The sequence below is a fragment of the Rhizobium sp. SSA_523 genome (assembly GCF_030435705.1).
Lineage (GTDB): Bacteria > Pseudomonadota > Alphaproteobacteria > Rhizobiales > Rhizobiaceae > Neorhizobium.
On the sequence record NZ_CP129382.1, the window covers coordinates 2,948,015 to 2,964,849 of the forward strand.

General features: G+C 63.8%; 15 protein-coding genes. 12 read left to right on the plus strand and 3 right to left on the minus strand.

Annotation, left to right across the window (positions count from 1 at the left end; genetic code table 11):
* Positions 1-2: 2 nt before the first annotated feature.
* Entirely contained in the window at positions 3-326 is a 324-nt protein-coding gene (locus QTJ18_RS22240; protein WP_252753650.1) for a YbaB/EbfC family nucleoid-associated protein, read from the plus strand.
* Positions 327-374: 48 nt separating this feature from the next.
* Here QTJ18_RS22240 and QTJ18_RS22245 read toward each other — a convergent pair whose 3' ends face one another.
* Positions 375-986: an MOSC domain-containing protein gene (locus QTJ18_RS22245; RefSeq protein ID WP_252753649.1), complete on the minus strand. Its 612-nt coding sequence runs from the start codon at positions 984-986 to the stop codon at positions 375-377.
* 58 nt (positions 987-1,044) lie between these two features.
* Here QTJ18_RS22245 and recR point away from each other — a divergent pair, with 58 nt between their 5' ends.
* The gene (recR, locus tag QTJ18_RS22250) at positions 1,045-1,650 is read left to right on the plus strand and encodes a recombination mediator RecR (protein ID WP_252753648.1); all 606 of its coding nucleotides are present in this window, start codon (positions 1,045-1,047) and stop codon (positions 1,648-1,650) included.
* A gap of 83 nt (positions 1,651-1,733) precedes the next feature.
* The gene (locus QTJ18_RS22255) at positions 1,734-2,951 is read left to right on the plus strand and encodes a lytic murein transglycosylase (RefSeq protein WP_252753694.1); all 1,218 of its coding nucleotides are present in this window, start codon (positions 1,734-1,736) and stop codon (positions 2,949-2,951) included.
* A gap of 95 nt (positions 2,952-3,046) precedes the next feature.
* Here QTJ18_RS22255 and QTJ18_RS22260 read toward each other — a convergent pair whose 3' ends face one another.
* Positions 3,047-3,502, minus strand: a complete 456-nt coding sequence (locus QTJ18_RS22260) for a GNAT family N-acetyltransferase (protein ID WP_252753647.1) — start codon at positions 3,500-3,502, stop codon at positions 3,047-3,049.
* A gap of 19 nt (positions 3,503-3,521) precedes the next feature.
* Complete coding sequence (locus tag QTJ18_RS22265) at positions 3,522-5,162, minus strand: MFS transporter (RefSeq protein ID WP_252753646.1); 1,641 nt, start codon at positions 5,160-5,162, stop codon at positions 3,522-3,524.
* 244 nt (positions 5,163-5,406) lie between these two features.
* Here QTJ18_RS22265 and rimP point away from each other — a divergent pair, with 244 nt between their 5' ends.
* From rimP to QTJ18_RS22310, 9 genes are all read left to right on the plus strand, one after another.
* Complete coding sequence (gene rimP / locus QTJ18_RS22270) at positions 5,407-5,997, plus strand: ribosome maturation factor RimP (protein WP_252753645.1); 591 nt, start codon at positions 5,407-5,409, stop codon at positions 5,995-5,997.
* 62 nt (positions 5,998-6,059) lie between these two features.
* Positions 6,060-7,688, plus strand: a complete 1,629-nt coding sequence (gene nusA / locus QTJ18_RS22275) for a transcription termination factor NusA (protein WP_252753644.1) — start codon at positions 6,060-6,062, stop codon at positions 7,686-7,688.
* Positions 7,685-8,374 carry an RNA-binding protein gene (locus QTJ18_RS22280; protein ID WP_252753643.1) on the plus strand — a complete coding sequence of 230 codons (690 nt, stop codon included), beginning with the start codon at positions 7,685-7,687 and terminating at the stop codon, positions 8,372-8,374. Before nusA ends, QTJ18_RS22280 begins: the two co-directional genes overlap by 4 nt.
* Before the next feature lie 100 nt (positions 8,375-8,474).
* Positions 8,475-11,279 (plus strand): translation initiation factor IF-2, encoded by a 2,805-nt coding sequence (infB, locus tag QTJ18_RS22285; RefSeq protein ID WP_252753642.1) that lies wholly within the window; start codon positions 8,475-8,477, stop codon positions 11,277-11,279.
* Positions 11,280-11,769: 490 nt separating this feature from the next.
* On the plus strand, positions 11,770-13,008 hold the full coding sequence (exbB, locus tag QTJ18_RS22290) for a tonB-system energizer ExbB (RefSeq protein ID WP_489667230.1): 1,239 nt from the start codon (positions 11,770-11,772) through the stop codon (positions 13,006-13,008).
* A 3-nt stretch (positions 13,009-13,011) separates the two neighbouring features.
* Positions 13,012-13,500, plus strand: coding sequence for a TonB system transport protein ExbD (exbD, locus tag QTJ18_RS22295; RefSeq protein WP_252753640.1), 489 nt, complete (start codon positions 13,012-13,014; stop codon positions 13,498-13,500).
* A complete protein-coding gene (locus QTJ18_RS22300; protein ID WP_252753639.1) occupies positions 13,497-14,483 on the plus strand; it encodes an energy transducer TonB family protein in 987 nt (328 codons plus the stop codon). The genes exbD and QTJ18_RS22300 overlap by 4 nt, the downstream gene beginning before the upstream one ends.
* Before the next feature lie 60 nt (positions 14,484-14,543).
* Positions 14,544-15,533 carry an Ldh family oxidoreductase gene (locus QTJ18_RS22305; RefSeq protein WP_252753638.1) on the plus strand — a complete coding sequence of 330 codons (990 nt, stop codon included), beginning with the start codon at positions 14,544-14,546 and terminating at the stop codon, positions 15,531-15,533.
* Between the two features lie 606 nt (positions 15,534-16,139).
* The gene (locus tag QTJ18_RS22310; RefSeq protein ID WP_252753637.1) at positions 16,140-16,763 is read left to right on the plus strand and encodes a ribonuclease D; all 624 of its coding nucleotides are present in this window, start codon (positions 16,140-16,142) and stop codon (positions 16,761-16,763) included.
* Positions 16,764-16,835: the final 72 nt, after the last annotated feature.

Below are 16,835 nucleotides of genomic sequence, written 5' to 3' on the forward strand. Positions count from 1 at the left end.
CGATGCGCGACATCATGGGCATGATGGGCAAGGTCAAGGAAATGCAGGCCAAGATGGAACAGATGCAGGCAGAAATTGCCGCTCTGGACGTCGAGGGAACGTCGGGAGGCGGGCTTGTCACGGTGCGCATGAGCGGCAAGGGCGAAATGCTGGGCCTGAAGATCGATCCATCCCTCTTCAAGGAAGACGAGGTGGAAATCCTCGAAGATCTGGTGATCGCCGCGCACAAGGATGCCAAGGACAAGGCTGAATCGATCGCCGCCGAGAAAACCCGCGAACTGACCGCCGGCCTGCCGATTCCGCCCGGGATGAAGCTGCCATTCTGATCGACGCGCGGCCGCAGAGCCGCAGCTTGCGACCACCCAAGCCGGACGTCACGTCTTGAGCGCCTGCCGCAGCCTTTCGCTGATCGGCAGGCCAATAAGTCGGGCGCGATCCTCGTCGGACAGTTTGCGAGGGGTCAGCGCAAGCAGGTCCGGCATGCTGATCGACGCATCCGGATAGGCTTCGTGATGCACGGGCTCTCCGGCGCCAATCAGGCCCTGGCTCAGCACACGGCAGTAGAAGCCCGGCCGGGCAACGGCCATGAACCGTTTGGCAAAACCACCATCACCCATCCGGGCGGCCAGCGTGGCGCAGGGGATGCGCGTCGAGGTGACCTCGAGCAGAATCGTCCCCGTTTCAAACCGGTCACCCACGCGGATATTGCGGCTGTCGACCCCTTCGATGATGAGGTTCTCGCCAAACAGGCCGGGCTCCGGCCGCCTGCCGAGTTCGTCTGTCCAGCCGTCTATATCCACCGATCCCATGCCGTAAACGGCCTGGTCCGGCCCGCCGTGATGCTTGCGGTTGCAGACCGAATCACCCAGCAGGCCGTGCTGATCGAGCAGGACAGGACCCGTCATCGACGCCTTGAAAATCCCTGTTCTGTAGCTTTTGCCCGGCAGTCTTTGCGCGGTGCCGATGCAGATGGCGCTGACTTTCATCTGAGGAAGCCTCACTTGTGTGATTCCGTTCGTCCTGCTTATCGTCTAAAAGCGTCGCATGGCAAAACGCGTCACCGGTCCTGAAATCGAAAAACTCATCCAGCTGCTCGCCAAGGTGCCGGGGCTTGGCCCCCGCTCGGCCCGGCGCGCTGCGCTGCATCTGATCAAGAAGCGCGAACAGCTCATGGGACCCCTGTCCCTGGCGCTCGGCGAGGCCTATGACAAGGTCAAGGTGTGCTCGCGCTGCGGCAATGTCGATACGCGCGACCCCTGCACCGTCTGTACCGACGAGCGGCGGGACCAGTCCGTCATCATCGTCGTGGAGGATGTCTCCGACCTGTGGGCGCTCGAGCGGGCCGGCGCGATGAATGCCGCCTATCACGTTCTCGGCGGAACGCTCTCGCCGCTGGACGGCATCGGCCCGGACGACCTCAACATCAAGAGCCTGATCGATCGCGCCAGCGAAGGCGGCGTGCGGGAGATCATCCTTGCCGTCAACGCGACTGTCGAGGGACAGGCCACCGCCCATTACATTACCGATCGCCTGGGCGACCTGCCGGTCAAGATCACCCGCCTCGCGCATGGCGTACCCGTCGGCGGCGAACTTGATTACCTCGACGAAGGCACGCTGACTGCGGCGCTGCGCGCCCGCACCGCGATATAAGGGTGACTGGAGGAGGCAATACAATGACACCGTTTCTGCGACACGCATTGAGCCGAGGCCGCAAAATCAGCCTTGCACTCGCGATGGCCGGCCTGAGCCTGCTGCCTGTGCCGGCCTTTGCCGCCCCCTCCAAGTCCGAAGTGGAGGCGCAATTCCGCTCCTGGATTGAGCGTGATCTTGCGCCGGAGGCGCGCAAGGCAGGTGTCTCGGACGCCGTCATCGAAAGTGCCTTCAGGGGCATCAGCCTGAACTGGACATTGCCGGATCTCGTGCCGCCCGGAACGGCCCCACCCAAGGAGCGGGACCAGAGCCAGGCGGAGTTCTCCTCGCCCGGGGCCTATTTTTCCGAGCAGCGCCTGCAGGGACTGGCTGCGACCGGCAGGACGCTTGCCAAGACGCATGCGGCGACGCTGCGGAAAATCGAGCAGACCTATGGCGTGCCCGGCGCGATCGTCGTGGCGATCTGGGGTCGCGAATCCGGCTATGGACGTGCCAAACTTCCCTATTCGGCCATCGATGTTCTGGCGACCAAGGCCTTCATGTCGACCCGCAAGGAGATGTTCCGCGCCGAGCTCATCGATGCGCTGCGCATTCTCCAGCACGGCGACGTGACGCCCGACCGGATGAAGGGGTCCTGGGCCGGCGCCCTTGGCCAGCCGCAGTTCATGCCGTCCAGCTATGTGCGCTACGCGATCGACTTCGACGGCGACAAGCGGGCCGATATCTGGGATTCCGTTCCCGATACATTGGGTTCGATCGCCCATTACCTCTCCCTGAAAGGCTGGCAGCGCGGGCGTGACTGGGGGTTCGAGGTCTCCATTCCCGCAGGCGTGTCCTGTGCGCAGGAAGGGCCGGATCGGGCCAAACCCATTTCCGGCTGGGCCTCGAGCGGCATTGCCCGCGTCAATGGCAGGCCGTTTCCTGATAATGAAGCCGGTCTCTCCGGCATGATGCTGGTACCTGCTGGGCGCCACGGGCCGACATTCCTCGTGACGCCGAACTTCTACGTCCTCAAAGAGTACAATAATTCCGATCTCTATGCACTGTTCATCGGCAACCTCGCTGATCGCATCGCTTATGGTTCAGGAGCTTTCGAGGCGCCCTGGGGATCGGTCGGCCGCATGCTGCGGTCGGACGTGCTGGCCATGCAGAAACGCCTGCAGGCCCAGGGCTTCGACGTGGGCAAGGCTGACGGACTGGCGGGCTTCAAGACGCGCCGCTCTCTGGGTGAATGGCAGGCGCGATCCGGCTTGTCGCCGACCTGTTTTCCCGATGAGGGCCTGAAGGCAAAGCTGAAGTGACACCGAGGTCGCAGCGGACGTGGCATCAGGCGTGCCAGCGGACGAGATCGTGCATCCGGCGCCAAGCGATCAAAGCGATCAAAGCGATCAAGCGATCAGAGCGATAGCTTGAAACCGGAATGGCTCTCCTGGAAGCCGAGGTTTTCGTAGAAGCGATGCGCATCATTCCTGCGCTTGTCCGATGTCAGCTGAACGGAGCCGCAACCGCGCTCCCGGCAGGTGTCGATCGCAAAGCGGATCATGTCGCCGCCGAGGCCCTTGCCCCGCTGACTGCTGGCAATGCGAACGCTTTCGATCTGGCCGCGCCACATGCCCCTGTGCGAAAGGCCAGGCAGGAAACTCAGCTGCAGGCAGCCGGCAATCTCGCCCGTCTCGTCTTCGGCGACCAGCAGAAACTGGTTCTTGTCTGCCTCGATCGCGTCGAAGGCATCGATATAGCGCTTGTCCACCGGCTCCGAGACGATCTCGCGCGCATGGCCCAGCGCATCGTCGGCCAGCATGGCCACGATGGCGGCGATATCATCTCGGGTGGCTTTACGAAATTGAGCCATGATCAAGTCTCGTCTGCTGTCAGTGGTGAAGGTCGAGGGAGGCTTTGTGGAAGATGTCGTCGCTGGCATCGCGCGGCGGGATGGCCTGGCGCTCGATCATGCGGTGAACCTTCGGCCCTTCGGGGCCGGCATGCAGCTCGCGGATCCGGCTCCAGACTTCGGAATCCACCTGAGTCCGGCGCTGGTTGTGGCGCACGTAATCGGCCCAGGTCGCCGTGTGATAGGTTTCTGTCCAGACATCGGGATTCTGCAGGTCGCGCAGCAGGGCCCATTGCCGCGCGCCGTCGCGAATGCGGATGCGCCGGCGCTCCGACATCAGGGCGAGGAATTCCGGAACATTCTCCTCGCGGATGATGTAATCGACCAGGAGAACGATCGGTCCGCTCCTGGGCTGGAGATCGAGGCGCAAGGAGGGCTCGCGGAAGGTGTTGACCGGATCGAGGTTCAGGGTTTCCAGCGAGGGCAAGGCGAATTTCCATCCGACCGCCGCACCGAAGACCATTGCGAGACTGGAAAAGAGCAGAGACACCGCGACACCGTGATCTTCGGCGAGCGAGCCCCAGATCCAGCTCCCCACCGCAATCCCGCCGAATGCGGCGGTCTGATAGAAGGATAGGGCCCGGCCCACGACCCATCGCGGCGTCGACAATTGCACGGTCGTGTTGAACAGCGACAGCGCCAGGACCCAGCAGGCGCCGGGGATCAGCAGGATGAGACAGGTCAGCCAGATGGAGGTGGACAGAGCGGCGACCACGGCGCTGGCGGCGAACCCGGTGAAGGAAAGCCGCACGATCATCTCGCTGGACAAGATCTCGCGCAGGCGCGCATTGAGAACCGCGCCGCCCACGGCACCAATGCCGAAGGCACCGAGCATGAAGCCGTAGGTGAGGGGGCCGCCTTGCACCAGGTCTCGCGCCACGAGTGGCAGGAGCGCCAGGATGGCGCTGGCGGCGAGCCCGAACAGCGCCGATCGGAACAGGACATTGATAAGCTTCGGCGACATCGCGACATAGCCGAAGCCGGCCGAAAGAGCGCGGACCAGCGTTTCGCGCGGCAGTTTGCTGGTCGGCGCGTCGGGACGCCAGCGCAAGAGAGCGAAGATGAGCGCCAGATAGCTGAGCGAATTGACCGCAAAAGCTGCAGCGGCGCCGAGGGCCGCCACGATGGCTCCACCGATCGCGGGCCCAAGGCTGCGCGTGATGTTGAAGCCGACGCTGTTGAGCGTGACGGCGGCGGGAAGCAGCGGCCGCGGCACCATATCGCCGACCGAGGCCTGCCAGGACGGATTGTTGAGCGCCGTGCCGCAGCCGATCAGGAAGGTAAAGCTCAGAAGCAGCCAGGGGTTTAGCAAGCCGAAAAAGGCGAAAGCGGTCAGGAGAATCGAGACCGTCAGCATGAAGCCCTGGGCGCAGAGCATGATGCTGCGCCGGTCGAAATTATCGGCGAGCGCTCCGGCCAGAAGCGAGAACAGCATGATTGGCAGCGCGGTCGAGGATTGCACCAAGGCGACCATGTTTTCCGAGCTGGAGATGGCCGTCATCATCCAGGCAGCGCCAACGGCCTGGATGAGCCCGCCGAAATTCGAGGCGATGCTGGCGATCCATATGGTCCGGAATGTGTGATGGCCGAAAGGCGCCAGAGAAGAAACCCGCTCGGGCACGATGCACCTCTTCGTGATTCATGCTGTCAGCTAAAGTAGCCGCCAGGCGCAGAGGGGCAAGCGGAAAAGGCCAACAAATGACGATACGCCTCAAGGCCTTGCATTTGGCGGCTTCAGCGCGTATATGACGATAAATTCTTGATCGTCAGATGAAGGGTGGGCCTGCGAAGGACCCGCTCTTTTTTATTAGGCGATAAGGCTCAGGAACTTGATCGCCGGGACGGCGAAACCGCCGAAAGACCATATGCAAGACAGCCAGAAGGAACCGCGTCTCATCGTCGAGACGGGTCTCGACCTCAGGATCGCGGAAATCATCGAGCCGACGCTGGAGGCGATGGATTATCGCCTCGTCCGGGTGCGGCTTCTCAATCAGAACGGCCTCACGCTGCAGATCATGTGCGAGCGTTCGGACGGCACCATGACGGTCGAGGACTGCGAAGCCGTATCCATGGCGGTTTCTCCCGTCCTGGATGTGGAAGATCCGGTCGATAAGGCGTATCATCTGGAAGTGTCGTCGCCCGGCATCGATCGTCCCATGGTGCGCAAATCCGATTTCGTGCGATGGGTCGGGCATCTGGTCAAGTGCGAAACCTCGGTCCTCCTGGATGGGCGCAAGCGCTTCCGCGGCAAGATCGCGACGACCGACGAAAACGGTTTCACGCTTGAACGCGATCAGGCTGCCTATGGCGAAGAGCCGAAAGTGATTGTCCCTTACGCCGCATTGGCGGAGGCGAAGCTGATCCTGACGGATGATCTCATCCGTGATGCGCTGCGGGCGGACAAGCTGGCGAAGACCCAGGCCGCCAACCAGAACGGCGAAGACGACGAAGACTAAAAGAACCCTTTTCTCCCGCCACACGGCAGGCAGAGACATTCGATCTACGGAGACCGACAACAATGGCAGTGAGTGCGAACCGACTTGAACTTCTGCAGATCGCAGATGCAGTGGCGCGCGAAAAGGTCATCGACCGCGAGATCGTTCTGGCCGCCATGGCCGATGCGATCCAGAAGGCGGCCCGCTCCCGTTACGGCACGGAAAGCAATATCCGCGCCGACATCAATTCCAAGACCGGCGAAATCCGCCTCCAGCGCCTTCTCGAAGTGGTGGACCACGCCGAAGACTACACCACCCAGATCCCGCTGGCTCTGGCCCGCGACCGCAATCCGGATGCCGCCATCGGCGATTTCATTGCCGATCCGCTGCCGCCCATGGATTTCGGCCGTATCGCCGCCCAGTCCGCCAAGCAGGTCATCGTCCAGAAGGTGCGCGAGGCCGAGCGCGACCGCCAGTTCGACGAATTCAAGGATCGCGTCGGCGAAATCGTCAACGGCACGGTCAAGCGCGTCGAATACGGCAATGTCATCGTCGATCTCGGCCGTGGCGAAGGCATTATCCGCCGCGACGAGATGATCCCGCGCGAAAACATGCGATACGGCGATCGTGTGCGTGCCTATGTCTACGACGTGCGCCGCGAGCAGCGCGGTCCGCAGATCTTCCTGTCGCGCACGCATCCGCAATTCATGGTGAAGCTGTTCACCATGGAAGTGCCGGAAATCTACGACGGCATCATCCAGATCAAGTCGGTCGCCCGCGATCCGGGCTCGCGCGCCAAGATCGCCGTCATCTCCAATGACAGTTCCATCGACCCGGTCGGTGCCTGCGTCGGTATGCGTGGTTCGCGCGTCCAGGCCGTCGTTGGCGAGTTGCAGGGCGAGAAGATCGATATCATTCCCTGGTCCGCCGATCCCGCTTCCTTCATCGTCAATGCGCTGCAGCCGGCGGAAGTGGCGAAGGTCGTCCTGGACGAAGATGCCGAGCGCATCGAAGTCGTGGTTCCCGACGAGCAGCTTTCGCTCGCCATCGGTCGCCGCGGCCAGAACGTCCGTCTTGCCTCGCAGCTGACCGGCTGGGATATTGATATCATGACGGAGCAGGAGGAATCCGAGCGCCGCCAGAAGGAATTCAACGAGCGCACCAATCTCTTCATGGATGCACTCGACGTCGACGAGATGGTCGGCCAGGTTCTGGCCTCGGAAGGTTTCGCGCAGGTCGAGGAACTGGCCTATGTCGAACTGGACGAGATCGCATCGATCGATGGCTTCGACGAAGATACCGCCAGCGAGATCCAGATGCGCGCCCGCGACTATCTGGACCGGATCGAGGCGGAAATGGATGCCAAGCGCCGCGAACTCGGCGTTGCGGACGAATTGCGCCAGATCGACGGTCTGACGGGCAAGATGCTCGTGGCGCTCGGCGAAGACGGCATCAAGACGGTCGAGGATTTCGCCGGCTGCGCCGCCGACGATCTGGTCGGCTGGAGCGAGCGCAAGGACGGCGAGACCAAGAAGTTCGAGGGGATCTTCTCGAAGTTTGATGTCTCGCGCGTCGAGGCGGAGAACATGATCGTGCAGGCGCGCCTGCTGGCCGGCTGGATCACGGAAGAGGATCTGGCGAGCGACCAGGAGGAAGAGGGCGCCGACGCGGAAGCCACGGACGAGGAGGCGGACGCCGCTGTTCAGGAATGAGCGCGGCATCCTCCAGATCGATCGAGGTCCCAGAGGACGACGAGGAGATGATCGTGAACGATCGGACCTGCATCGTCACGCGGGAAGCGACCGACCCGGCCCGGCTGATCCGCTTCGTGGCCGGACCGGACGGACAGGTCGTCCCGGACCTGAAGCGGCAATTGCCTGGTCGCGGATGCTGGGTTCGGGCTGACCGTGGTTTGGTGGACCGGGCGGTGCAACGCAAGTTGTTTGCCCGGGCGCTCAAGACGGATGTGAAAGCCCCCGAGGATCTCGGGGCCTTGGTCGACCGGCTCTTGGCGGCGGACCTGATCGGCATGATGAACCTGGCGCGCAAGGCCGGACAATTCGTGTCGGGCGCGATGAAGGTGGATAGTGCCGTTCGCAGCGGCGAGGCTCTGGGCGTGTTCCATGCCTCGGATGCAGCCGCGGACGGTGTGAGAAAGATTGACCAGGCCCGCAAGGCCTGGCGGCTTGGTACGGATGCGGACGAGGACATACCCTCCTTCCGGCTCTTTGCCAGCGCCGAAATGGACGAACTGATGGGCCAGAATGCTTTTATCCATGCCGCGGCGCTTGCCGGACAGGCAGGTGAAGGTGTAGTGAAGCGCGCAACCACGCTCGAAACGTACCGCAATGGCGGTCAATCCGGAGCAAATGGTGGCGCTGGCCGGTCAGACACATGACGCGGTCACCGGCGAAGGCCGGCTGCCGCAATGGACGAGACGTATTGAACGACAGGACCTGATGGATCTCATCTGTTCCTGTCGGAAGGAACAGGAACGGATGACCGACAGTAAAGACGACAAGACACTCAGCGTTACGGGCAAGAAAACCCTTACCCTGAAACCTTCGGGGATGGCTCAGGGAACTGTGCGCCAGGACATGGGTCGCGGTCGCACCAAGGCGGTTGTGGTCGAGACGCGCAAGCGCCGCCCGATCCGCCCGGAAGATGAAAAGCCTATCACGCCTGTGGCCGCGGCGCCTGCCCAGCCGCAGCGCGCTCCCGAGCCGGTTGCAGCGCCGGCGGCTGCTCCGCAGCCGCGCCCGGCGCAGCCGGCCCCGCCGCCGCGCGTTCACCAGCCGAGCCAGACTTCGCAGCGTCCCCCGCAGCAGGGCAACCGGCCGCCACAGCAGGGCAACCGTCCGCAGGCCTCCCAGCAGCGTCCGAACGAGCGCCCCCGGGGTGCGGTTCTGCACGACCTGTCGGCCAATGAGATGGATGCACGCCGACGGGCGCTTGCAGAAGCGCAGGCCCGTGAAGTGGTCGAAGCCAAGCAGCGCGCCGAGGACGAGGCACGCCGCAAGGTGGAGGAAGAGCGTCGCGCCGAAGAGGCTCGCATCGAGGCCGAGCGCCGTGCCGCGGAAGCTGCCGCTGCACCGGCCGTGGAGCCATCGGCCGAAACCGGTCCGGCTGCAGATGCCGTCCAGGCCCGTGCCGATGCCGGCCAGCCCCAGAGCCGCACGGCTGCCGCTCCCGGTGCCGCAGCAAGAACCGCGGATTCGCGTCCGCAGCCTGCCCGCCCGGCCCCTGGCGCTCCCGGCGCAACCCCGGCGCCTGCCGGAATTGTGCGTGGCCGCAAGCCCAGCGATGAAGACGATGATGATCGCGGCCCCGCCCGCGGCGGTCCAAGCCGCGGTAAGGTCGTCGCACCTGCTCCGGCCAAGGTTCCGGCCCGTCCGAAGGAAGACGATCGCCGCCGTGGCAAGCTGACGGTGACCACGGCCGATGTGGAGGACGATGGGTCCTCGCGCGGCCGTTCGCTCGCCTCCATGCGTCGCCGGCAGGAGAAGTTCCGCCGCAGCCAGATGCAGGAGACGCGCGAAAAGGTCATGCGCGAAGTCATTCTGCCGGAAACCATCACCATTCAGGAACTGTCGCAGCGCATGTCCGAACGCGCCGTCGACGTCATCAAGTACCTGATGAAGGAAGGCCAGATGATGAAGCCGGGCGACGTCATCGACGCCGATCTGGCCGAACTCATCGCGACCGAATTCGGCCATACCGTCAAGCGCGTTTCCGAATCCGACGTTGAAGAAGGCATCTTCAACGTGGCGGACGAAGCGGGCGAGATGCTGCCGCGTCCGCCGGTCGTCACCATCATGGGTCACGTCGACCACGGCAAGACCTCGCTGCTCGATGCGATCCGCAAGGCGAATGTCGTGGCTGGCGAAGCCGGCGGCATTACCCAGCACATCGGTGCCTATCAGGTCGAACAGAACGGCCAGAAGATCACCTTCATCGATACGCCCGGCCACGCAGCCTTCACGGCCATGCGTGCCCGCGGTGCGCAGGTGACGGATATTGCCATTCTGGTGGTCGCCGCAGACGACAGCGTCATGCCGCAGACGATCGAATCGATCAACCACGCCAAGGCGGCCGGTGTGCCGATCATCGTGGCGATCAACAAGATCGACAAGCCGGCTGCCGATCCGCAGCGGGTTCGCACGGCGCTTCTGCAGCACGAGGTTTTCGTGGAATCCATGGGCGGCGACGTTCTGGAAGTCCAGGTCTCGGCCAAGAACGGCACCAATCTGGACAAGCTCCTGGAAGCCATCCTGCTGCAGGCGGAAGTTCTGGACCTCAAGGCCAATCCGAACCGGACGGCCGAAGGCTCCGTGGTTGAAGCGCAGCTCGACCGTGGTCGTGGTGCGGTCGCCACCGTGCTGGTGCAGAAGGGAACGCTGAAGCCGGGCCAGATCATCGTGGCCGGCGATCAGTGGGGCCGTGTGCGCGCACTCGTCAACGACAAGGGCGAGCACGTGAAGGAGGCCGGTCCGGCTCTCCCGGTCGAGATCCTCGGTCTTTCGGGCACGCCTGCGGCCGGCGACAAGTTCGCCGTGGTGGAGAATGAAGCGCGTGCGCGTGAAATCTCCGAGTACCGCCAGCGTCTGGCCCGCGACAAGGCCGCGGCCCGCCAGTCCGGCTCGCGCGGCTCGCTGGAGCAGATGATGAGCCAGCTCCAGACCTCCGGTCTCAAGGAGTTCCCGCTGGTCATCAAGGGCGACGTTCAGGGTTCGCTCGAAGCGATTATCGGCGCCCTGGACAAGCTTGGGACCGACGAAGTCCGAGCCCGCATCGTTCATTCGGGCGTCGGCGGCGTGACAGAATCGGATATCGTTCTTGCCGAAGCATCGAATGCCGCCATTATCGGCTTCAACGTGCGTGCCAATACGCAGGCCCGCGCTGCCGCCGAACGGACAGGCACCGAAATTCGCTACTACAACATCATCTACGATCTGGTGGATGACGTGAAGGCTGCGATGTCCGGCCTCTTGTCTCCGGAGCGGCGCGAGACCTTCCTCGGCAATGCCGAGATCCTGGAAGTCTTCAACATCACCAAGGTCGGCAAGGTCGCCGGTTGCCGCGTGGTGGAAGGCAAAGTGGAGCGTGGCGCAGGCGTTCGCCTGGTGCGCGACAACGTCGTCATCCACGAAGGCAAGCTCAAGACCCTCAAGCGCTTCAAGGACGAAGTCTCCGAAGTGCCGGTCGGTCAGGAATGCGGCATGGCCTTCGAGAATTACGAGGATATCCGCGCCGGCGATACGATCGAGTGCTTCCGCGTCGAACATGTGACGCGCACGCTCTGATCCAGCCTGCATCATCCTGTTTTGCCTCGTCGGCTGCAGGAGTGACCTTTAGAAGCGCCGGGCTCCATGCCCGGCGCTTTCCGTTTTTCGGGGCGCAAGCCAATTGTCGATGAGGGTAGACTGTTGCCTGGGACCGCGGGCCTTGTTCCGGCCCAGCTGCAAAACCGGGCGCGTCCGGCCGCCGGACGTCCTCGATGATCCGCGCCGGATCAGGGAGACGATGTCTTCTCACCCCCCATCATGCCGCCTGGCTTCACAATGGTGCGACTGCGCGCAAATAGATAGTTGCTAAACGCAGTCAAGTTTATTATCCCCTTCACCATTCATGACCGCTCGTCGCAGGTGCAGACCTCGGCGGCCGGCGCCGCGCTTCCTGCAAAAGGGCTTTGCCGGGACGTGTCCGCCCTGAGTTCCTATCCGGAGTATGCCCATGCCACGCCAAGCCAAGCCAGCCCTTTTCCGGCAAGAAGTTGTCACACGCGCCTCTCGGGTGAGACCAGCCCTGGCGCTTGCGGCTGCCTTGCTTGCCGCGCAGGCGGCGAATGCGCAGGAGGCGTCGCCGGCTCCTCAGACCCCAGCGGCAACCCAGCCGCGCCTGGCCCAGCCCACGCAGTCTACGCAGCCACAGGCTGCCGAACCATCCAGCCCGGCGCCGGCGGCCCCATCTGCCCCAATCCCATCTGCCTCTACACCATCTGCGCCTACACCATCTGCCGCGGCACCATCTGCATTGGAGCCATCGGCCTCGTCACCCGCGGCGCCGGCACAGGCGCCCTCCGGGCAGGCGCCGACGGCACCCGCCCCAGCCGCACCGCAGGACGCAGCACCATCGCAAGGGGCAGCGCCCACAGAAGGAGGCGCACCGCAAGGCGCCGCGGACCAGACGGTAACGCCGACGGCGCCGGCAGGTGAAGGCGATCAGGCGGCGCCGGCAGAGGATGCAACGGTACCGCAACAGGCGGAGGATATTTTCAACCAGCTCCTGTCCTCGGAGCGCCGCTCGGACATTCCGCATGATCTGTCTCCCATCGGCATGTTCCTTGCCGCCGATTGGGTGGTGAAAAGCGTCATGATCGGCCTTGCCCTGGCCTCGCTGGTAACCTGGACTGTCTGGCTGGCGAAATCTCTGGAACTGGCGGGCGCCCGTCGTCGCGCCAAGAAGGTGATCCGGATCATCCGGCAGACGGCCAGCCTCTCGGAGGCGGTTTCCGCAACGGAAGGAAGAGGCGGGCCAGCCGCTGCCATGCTGCGTGAAGCGGCCCGCGAGGTCGCCCTCTCGGAACCGGCTCTCGACCATGCCGAAAATGCCGGCGTGAAGGAGCGGGTCTCCTCGACGCTTGGCCGCATCGAGGCCTATGCGGGCCGGCGCATGATGCGCGGCACCGGTGCATTGGCCACGATCGGCTCCGTTGCACCCTTTGTCGGCCTGTTCGGCACTGTCTGGGGCATCATGAACGCCTTTATCGGCATTTCCGAATCCCAGACGACCAATCTGGCGGTCGTGGCGCCGGGCATTGCCGAAGCCCTTCTGGCAACCGCCATTGGCCTCGTGGCGGCCATTCCCGCCGTCGTCATCTACAACATGTTCGCGCGGTCAATCACCGGCTACCGGCAATTGCTGGCCGATGCCGCGGCCGGCGTCGAGCGGCTGGTCAGCCGCGATCTCGATTTCCGCAAGGTTCCACCGGGCCAGCGCAAGCTGCCGGTCTCGCTTGTGGCAGGAGAATGAGCCATGGCCGGTGGCATTCGCGAGTCGCACGGCGACGACCTGCAGGAGAACCACGAGATCAACGTGACGCCTTTCATCGACGTCATGCTCGTTCTGCTGATCATTTTCATGGTTGCAGCGCCTCTGGCGACGGTGGATGTGAATGTCGATCTTCCGGCGTCCACGGCCACGCCCTCTCCGCGTCCGGATGAGCCGGTCTATCTGACGATCAAGCAGGATCTGAGCCTGAACCTGGGGAATGACGCGGTCACCCGCGAAACGCTGGCAAGCCAGTTGCAGCAGCAGACGCAGGGCAACAAGGACACCCGCATCTTCCTGCGCGCCGACAAGGCGGTGGGCTACGGCGATTTCATGCAGGTGATGAACCTGCTGCGTGATGCCGGCTATCTGAAGATCGGCCTGGTCGGGCTCGAAACGCTGCCCCAGCCGGCGCTGGAAGATGCGGCACCGGGCGCAGCGACATCTGAAGGGGCGGCTGGAGCAAAGCCATGACGCCCCTGGAGAAAAGCCGCCGCGCCCGCCTCGGCGAAGGGGCATTGTGGACGGGCGCCTGCCTCGCAGTGCTCACGGCCCATCTGGCCGCGGCTGCCGTCATGCTGCGTCAGGAGCCGATCGAGGCTGCGGATGCGGCACCGCCCGCTGCCATCATGATCGAGCTGGCGCCCGAGCCGGAGGCTGCTGCCGTTGACGAGACGGTGGTCAGCGAGGAATTGCAGGATTCGCAGGAAGTGGTCAGCGAGACCACGACGCCGGTGGAGGAGCCTCCGCCGGAACCTGTGCCGGAGCCCACGCCGGAACCGCTGCCGGAGCCACCCAAGGAGGTCGTCGAGCCTCCGCCGGAACCGCCAGTTCCGGAAGAGGAGGTTACACCGGAAGAGGTGGTGGAGCCGCCCGCACCGACCGTGCCGGAGCAGCCGCCTGAACCAAAGCCGGAGCCCGAGCCGCAGCCGGAAGCGGTCGAACAACTGACCCTTCTGGACAATGTGGAAGTGCCTCTTCCAACGGTGCGGCCGCCCGTTGTGGAAGAACCGAAGGAACAGAAGAAGGAAGAGCCGAAGCCGGTGCGCCGCAAGGTGGTGGAGCGGAAGGCCGCAAAGCCGCCGGCTCCGGCGGCAAAGGCTGCCGAGCAGGCGAAAGCGCAGGTTCGCCAGTCCGATCGCACGGCAGCGGCCGCCAACTCCAGAAGTGCGTCCGGCTCATCCATTTCGCCGGCCCGCTGGCAGTCGAAGCTTGCCTCGCATCTGGCGCGCCAGCGTGGACGTTGCCCCGCGGCAGGCCGCGGCAGCACCGCCTATGTCACGTTCCGGATCGATGGAAGCGGCAATCTGAGCGGCGTCTCGCTGTCGCGCTCCTCCGGTTTTGACGATTTCGATCGCTATATGGTCGATCTGGTTCGGCGGGCATCGCCTGTTCCGCCGCCGCCGCCCGGCATTTCCGGCCGTGTCACGGTTCCGCTCGGCTATCGAAACTGCTAATCCTCGAAACGCATCTCACGGTGGCGCGCACTGGCGCCGCCCATGTTTCAGGATTATCGCATGCTATACTCTCTCGCCGACCTCGAGCAGCAAATCGCAACCCTGTTCGAGACAAATGGCGTGCGCCGCGAAACGGCCGCCTCCGTCGCACGGGCACTTGTGGCGGCCGAAGCTGCCGGCCAGAGCGGCCACGGCCTTCGCCGGGTCCCAGCCTATCTGAGCCAGGTCCGGTCCGGAAAGGTGGATGGCGCGGCGGTTGCAACAGCCAGCCACCCGCGTCCCGGCCTTCTGGCCATCGATGCGCATTTCGGCTTCGCCTACCCGGCCCTTGATCTTTCGGTGCAGGAACTGGCGCCGCTGGCCCGGTCGCAGGGCATTGCCTGTGCCGCCATTCATCGCTCCCATCACGCCGGTGTCATGGCGCTGACCGTCGAACGGTTCGCCGAACAGGGGCTGGTGGCAATGATGTTTGCCAATGCGCCGGCCTCCATGGCGCCCTGGGGCGGCAAGCGACCGCTCTACGGGACCAACCCGATTGCCTTCGCCGTGCCGGTTGCAAATCAGGAGCCGATCGTGATCGATCTCGCTCTGTCGAAAGTGGCACGCGGCAAGGTGATGGAAGCCCAGCAGCGAGGGGTTGAGATCCCCGAGGATTGGGCGCTGGATGCGGAGGGCCAGCCGACAACCGACCCGACCGAGGCGATCAAGGGCACCATGGCGCCGGCGGGCGGCGCCAAGGGTGCGGCTCTCGCTTTCATGGTGGAAGCCTTGTCGGCCGGGCTCACAGGTGCTCTCTTTTCCTATGAGGCGACGTCTCTTTTTGACGACAAGGGCGCGCCCCCGGCTCTGGGCCAGTTCATCATCGCCATCGATCCGGAGGCTGCCACGGGCGCCGCATTCGGAGCGCGCATGGCGGAACTGGCGCAGCAAATGGAGCAGGAGGAGGCTGTACGCATTCCCGGGCGTCGCGGGCGCAAGCTGCGCCGTGATGCCGAAACGACCGGTTTGCAGATCGACCAATCGGTGCTGAGTGCAATCGGGGCGCTTTAGGGTCAAAACTCAATCAGGATTTGGCGCGTGGCAGGATTTGGCGCGTGGTATGAGGGAAAATCGTTCAGTCCGAGGAGCGAAGCCGCAGGAAGGGCCAACCCCTTTCAAGGCTTTGCGACGTGGAAATGGGCGATTTTCGCCATATCCCTGCGTGGATCGTCGGGGGCAAGGGGACGCGACTTGACAGGTCGCAGCGCCAGGCGATTGAGGACCGAGATTGCGCCCGGTGCGAAGCTCTCCAAAGCTCCGCGCGCCAACATAGCCTGAGCTATGGCAGGAACCGGCATGATCTTCAACCACGGGAGATTGCGGAAATGAAAAAGCCTGCCGCGGGAGGAGGTGCGGCAGGCTTTAAACTCGATCGGCAATTGGGAGGAGGAGGAGGTTGCCGATCTCTATCTCGCGACGCTGGGAGGAGGAGTGCGTCGCTTCGATGCATTCTATGTAGCGAAAGCCGTGCTTCGATTCAAGGCCACTGTTGCATTGCAGCAATGCGCTGGGTGCACGGCTTGCGCCTTAATTTGCCTTTCTTGCGGCCCCGCTGGGGCATGTTCAAACCCGGTCAGGATGGGATATAGCAGGAGACAGAACCAGAAAGGCCAAGAAATGAGCACTATCCGCTACCATGAAGGCGATATCGCCGCAGCCGATGCAGCGCGTTACACGGGCGCCATTGCGATTGACACCGAGACGCTCGGGCTTGTCCCTCGGCGCGACAGGCTCTGCGTGGTGCAGCTTTCTCCCGGCGACGGCAGCGCCGATGTGATCCGCATTGCCGCGGGCCAGAGCGAGGCGCCCAATCTCGTGACGATGATGGCCGATGCGGGCCGCGAAAAGATCTTCCACTACGGGCGGTTCGACATCGCCGTGCTTTACCACAGCTTCGGCGTGACGACCGCCAATGTCTTCTGCACCAAGATCGCCTCTCGCCTGACGCGAACCTATACGGACCGCCACGGTCTGAAGGACAATCTGAAGGAATTGCTGGATATCGACGTCTCGAAGGCGCAGCAGCAATCGGACTGGGCGGCGGAGACCCTGTCGCCGGCCCAGCTGGAATATGCTGCATCGGACGTCCTTCATCTTCATGCGCTGAAGGACAAGCTCACGCAGCGGCTGATCCGCGACAAGCGCCTGGAGCTTGCGCAGGCCTGCTTCTCCTTCCTTCCTACACGCGCCAAGCTTGATCTGTTGGGCTGGGAAGAAACGGATATCTTCGCTCATAGCTGAGCTTTTCGGGCATAGTCGACTGTCACTGGCGCACACGCTTCTTTAAGGACGCTTTAAGGCACGCGGTTTACC

Excerpts from the sequence above, each read along its gene's own strand:
- QTJ18_RS22240 (WP_252753650.1), top strand. The coding sequence starts at position 3 with ATGCGCGACATCATGGGCATGATGGGCAAGGTCAAGGAAATGCAGGCC.
- QTJ18_RS22245 (WP_252753649.1), bottom strand. The coding sequence starts at position 986 with ATGAAAGTCAGCGCCATCTGCATCGGCACCGCGCAAAGACTGCCGGGC.
- recR (WP_252753648.1), top strand. The coding sequence starts at position 1,045 with ATGGCAAAACGCGTCACCGGTCCTGAAATCGAAAAACTCATCCAGCTG.
- QTJ18_RS22255 (WP_252753694.1), top strand. The coding sequence starts at position 1,734 with ATGGCCGGCCTGAGCCTGCTGCCTGTGCCGGCCTTTGCCGCCCCCTCC.
- QTJ18_RS22260 (WP_252753647.1), bottom strand. The coding sequence starts at position 3,502 with ATGGCTCAATTTCGTAAAGCCACCCGAGATGATATCGCCGCCATCGTG.
- rimP (WP_252753645.1), top strand. The coding sequence starts at position 5,407 with ATGCAAGACAGCCAGAAGGAACCGCGTCTCATCGTCGAGACGGGTCTC.
- nusA (WP_252753644.1), top strand. The coding sequence starts at position 6,060 with ATGGCAGTGAGTGCGAACCGACTTGAACTTCTGCAGATCGCAGATGCA.
- QTJ18_RS22280 (WP_252753643.1), top strand. The coding sequence starts at position 7,685 with ATGAGCGCGGCATCCTCCAGATCGATCGAGGTCCCAGAGGACGACGAG.
- infB (WP_252753642.1), top strand. The coding sequence starts at position 8,475 with ATGACCGACAGTAAAGACGACAAGACACTCAGCGTTACGGGCAAGAAA.
- exbD (WP_252753640.1), top strand. The coding sequence starts at position 13,012 with ATGGCCGGTGGCATTCGCGAGTCGCACGGCGACGACCTGCAGGAGAAC.
- QTJ18_RS22300 (WP_252753639.1), top strand. The coding sequence starts at position 13,497 with ATGACGCCCCTGGAGAAAAGCCGCCGCGCCCGCCTCGGCGAAGGGGCA.
- QTJ18_RS22305 (WP_252753638.1), top strand. The coding sequence starts at position 14,544 with ATGCTATACTCTCTCGCCGACCTCGAGCAGCAAATCGCAACCCTGTTC.
- QTJ18_RS22310 (WP_252753637.1), top strand. The coding sequence starts at position 16,140 with ATGAGCACTATCCGCTACCATGAAGGCGATATCGCCGCAGCCGATGCA.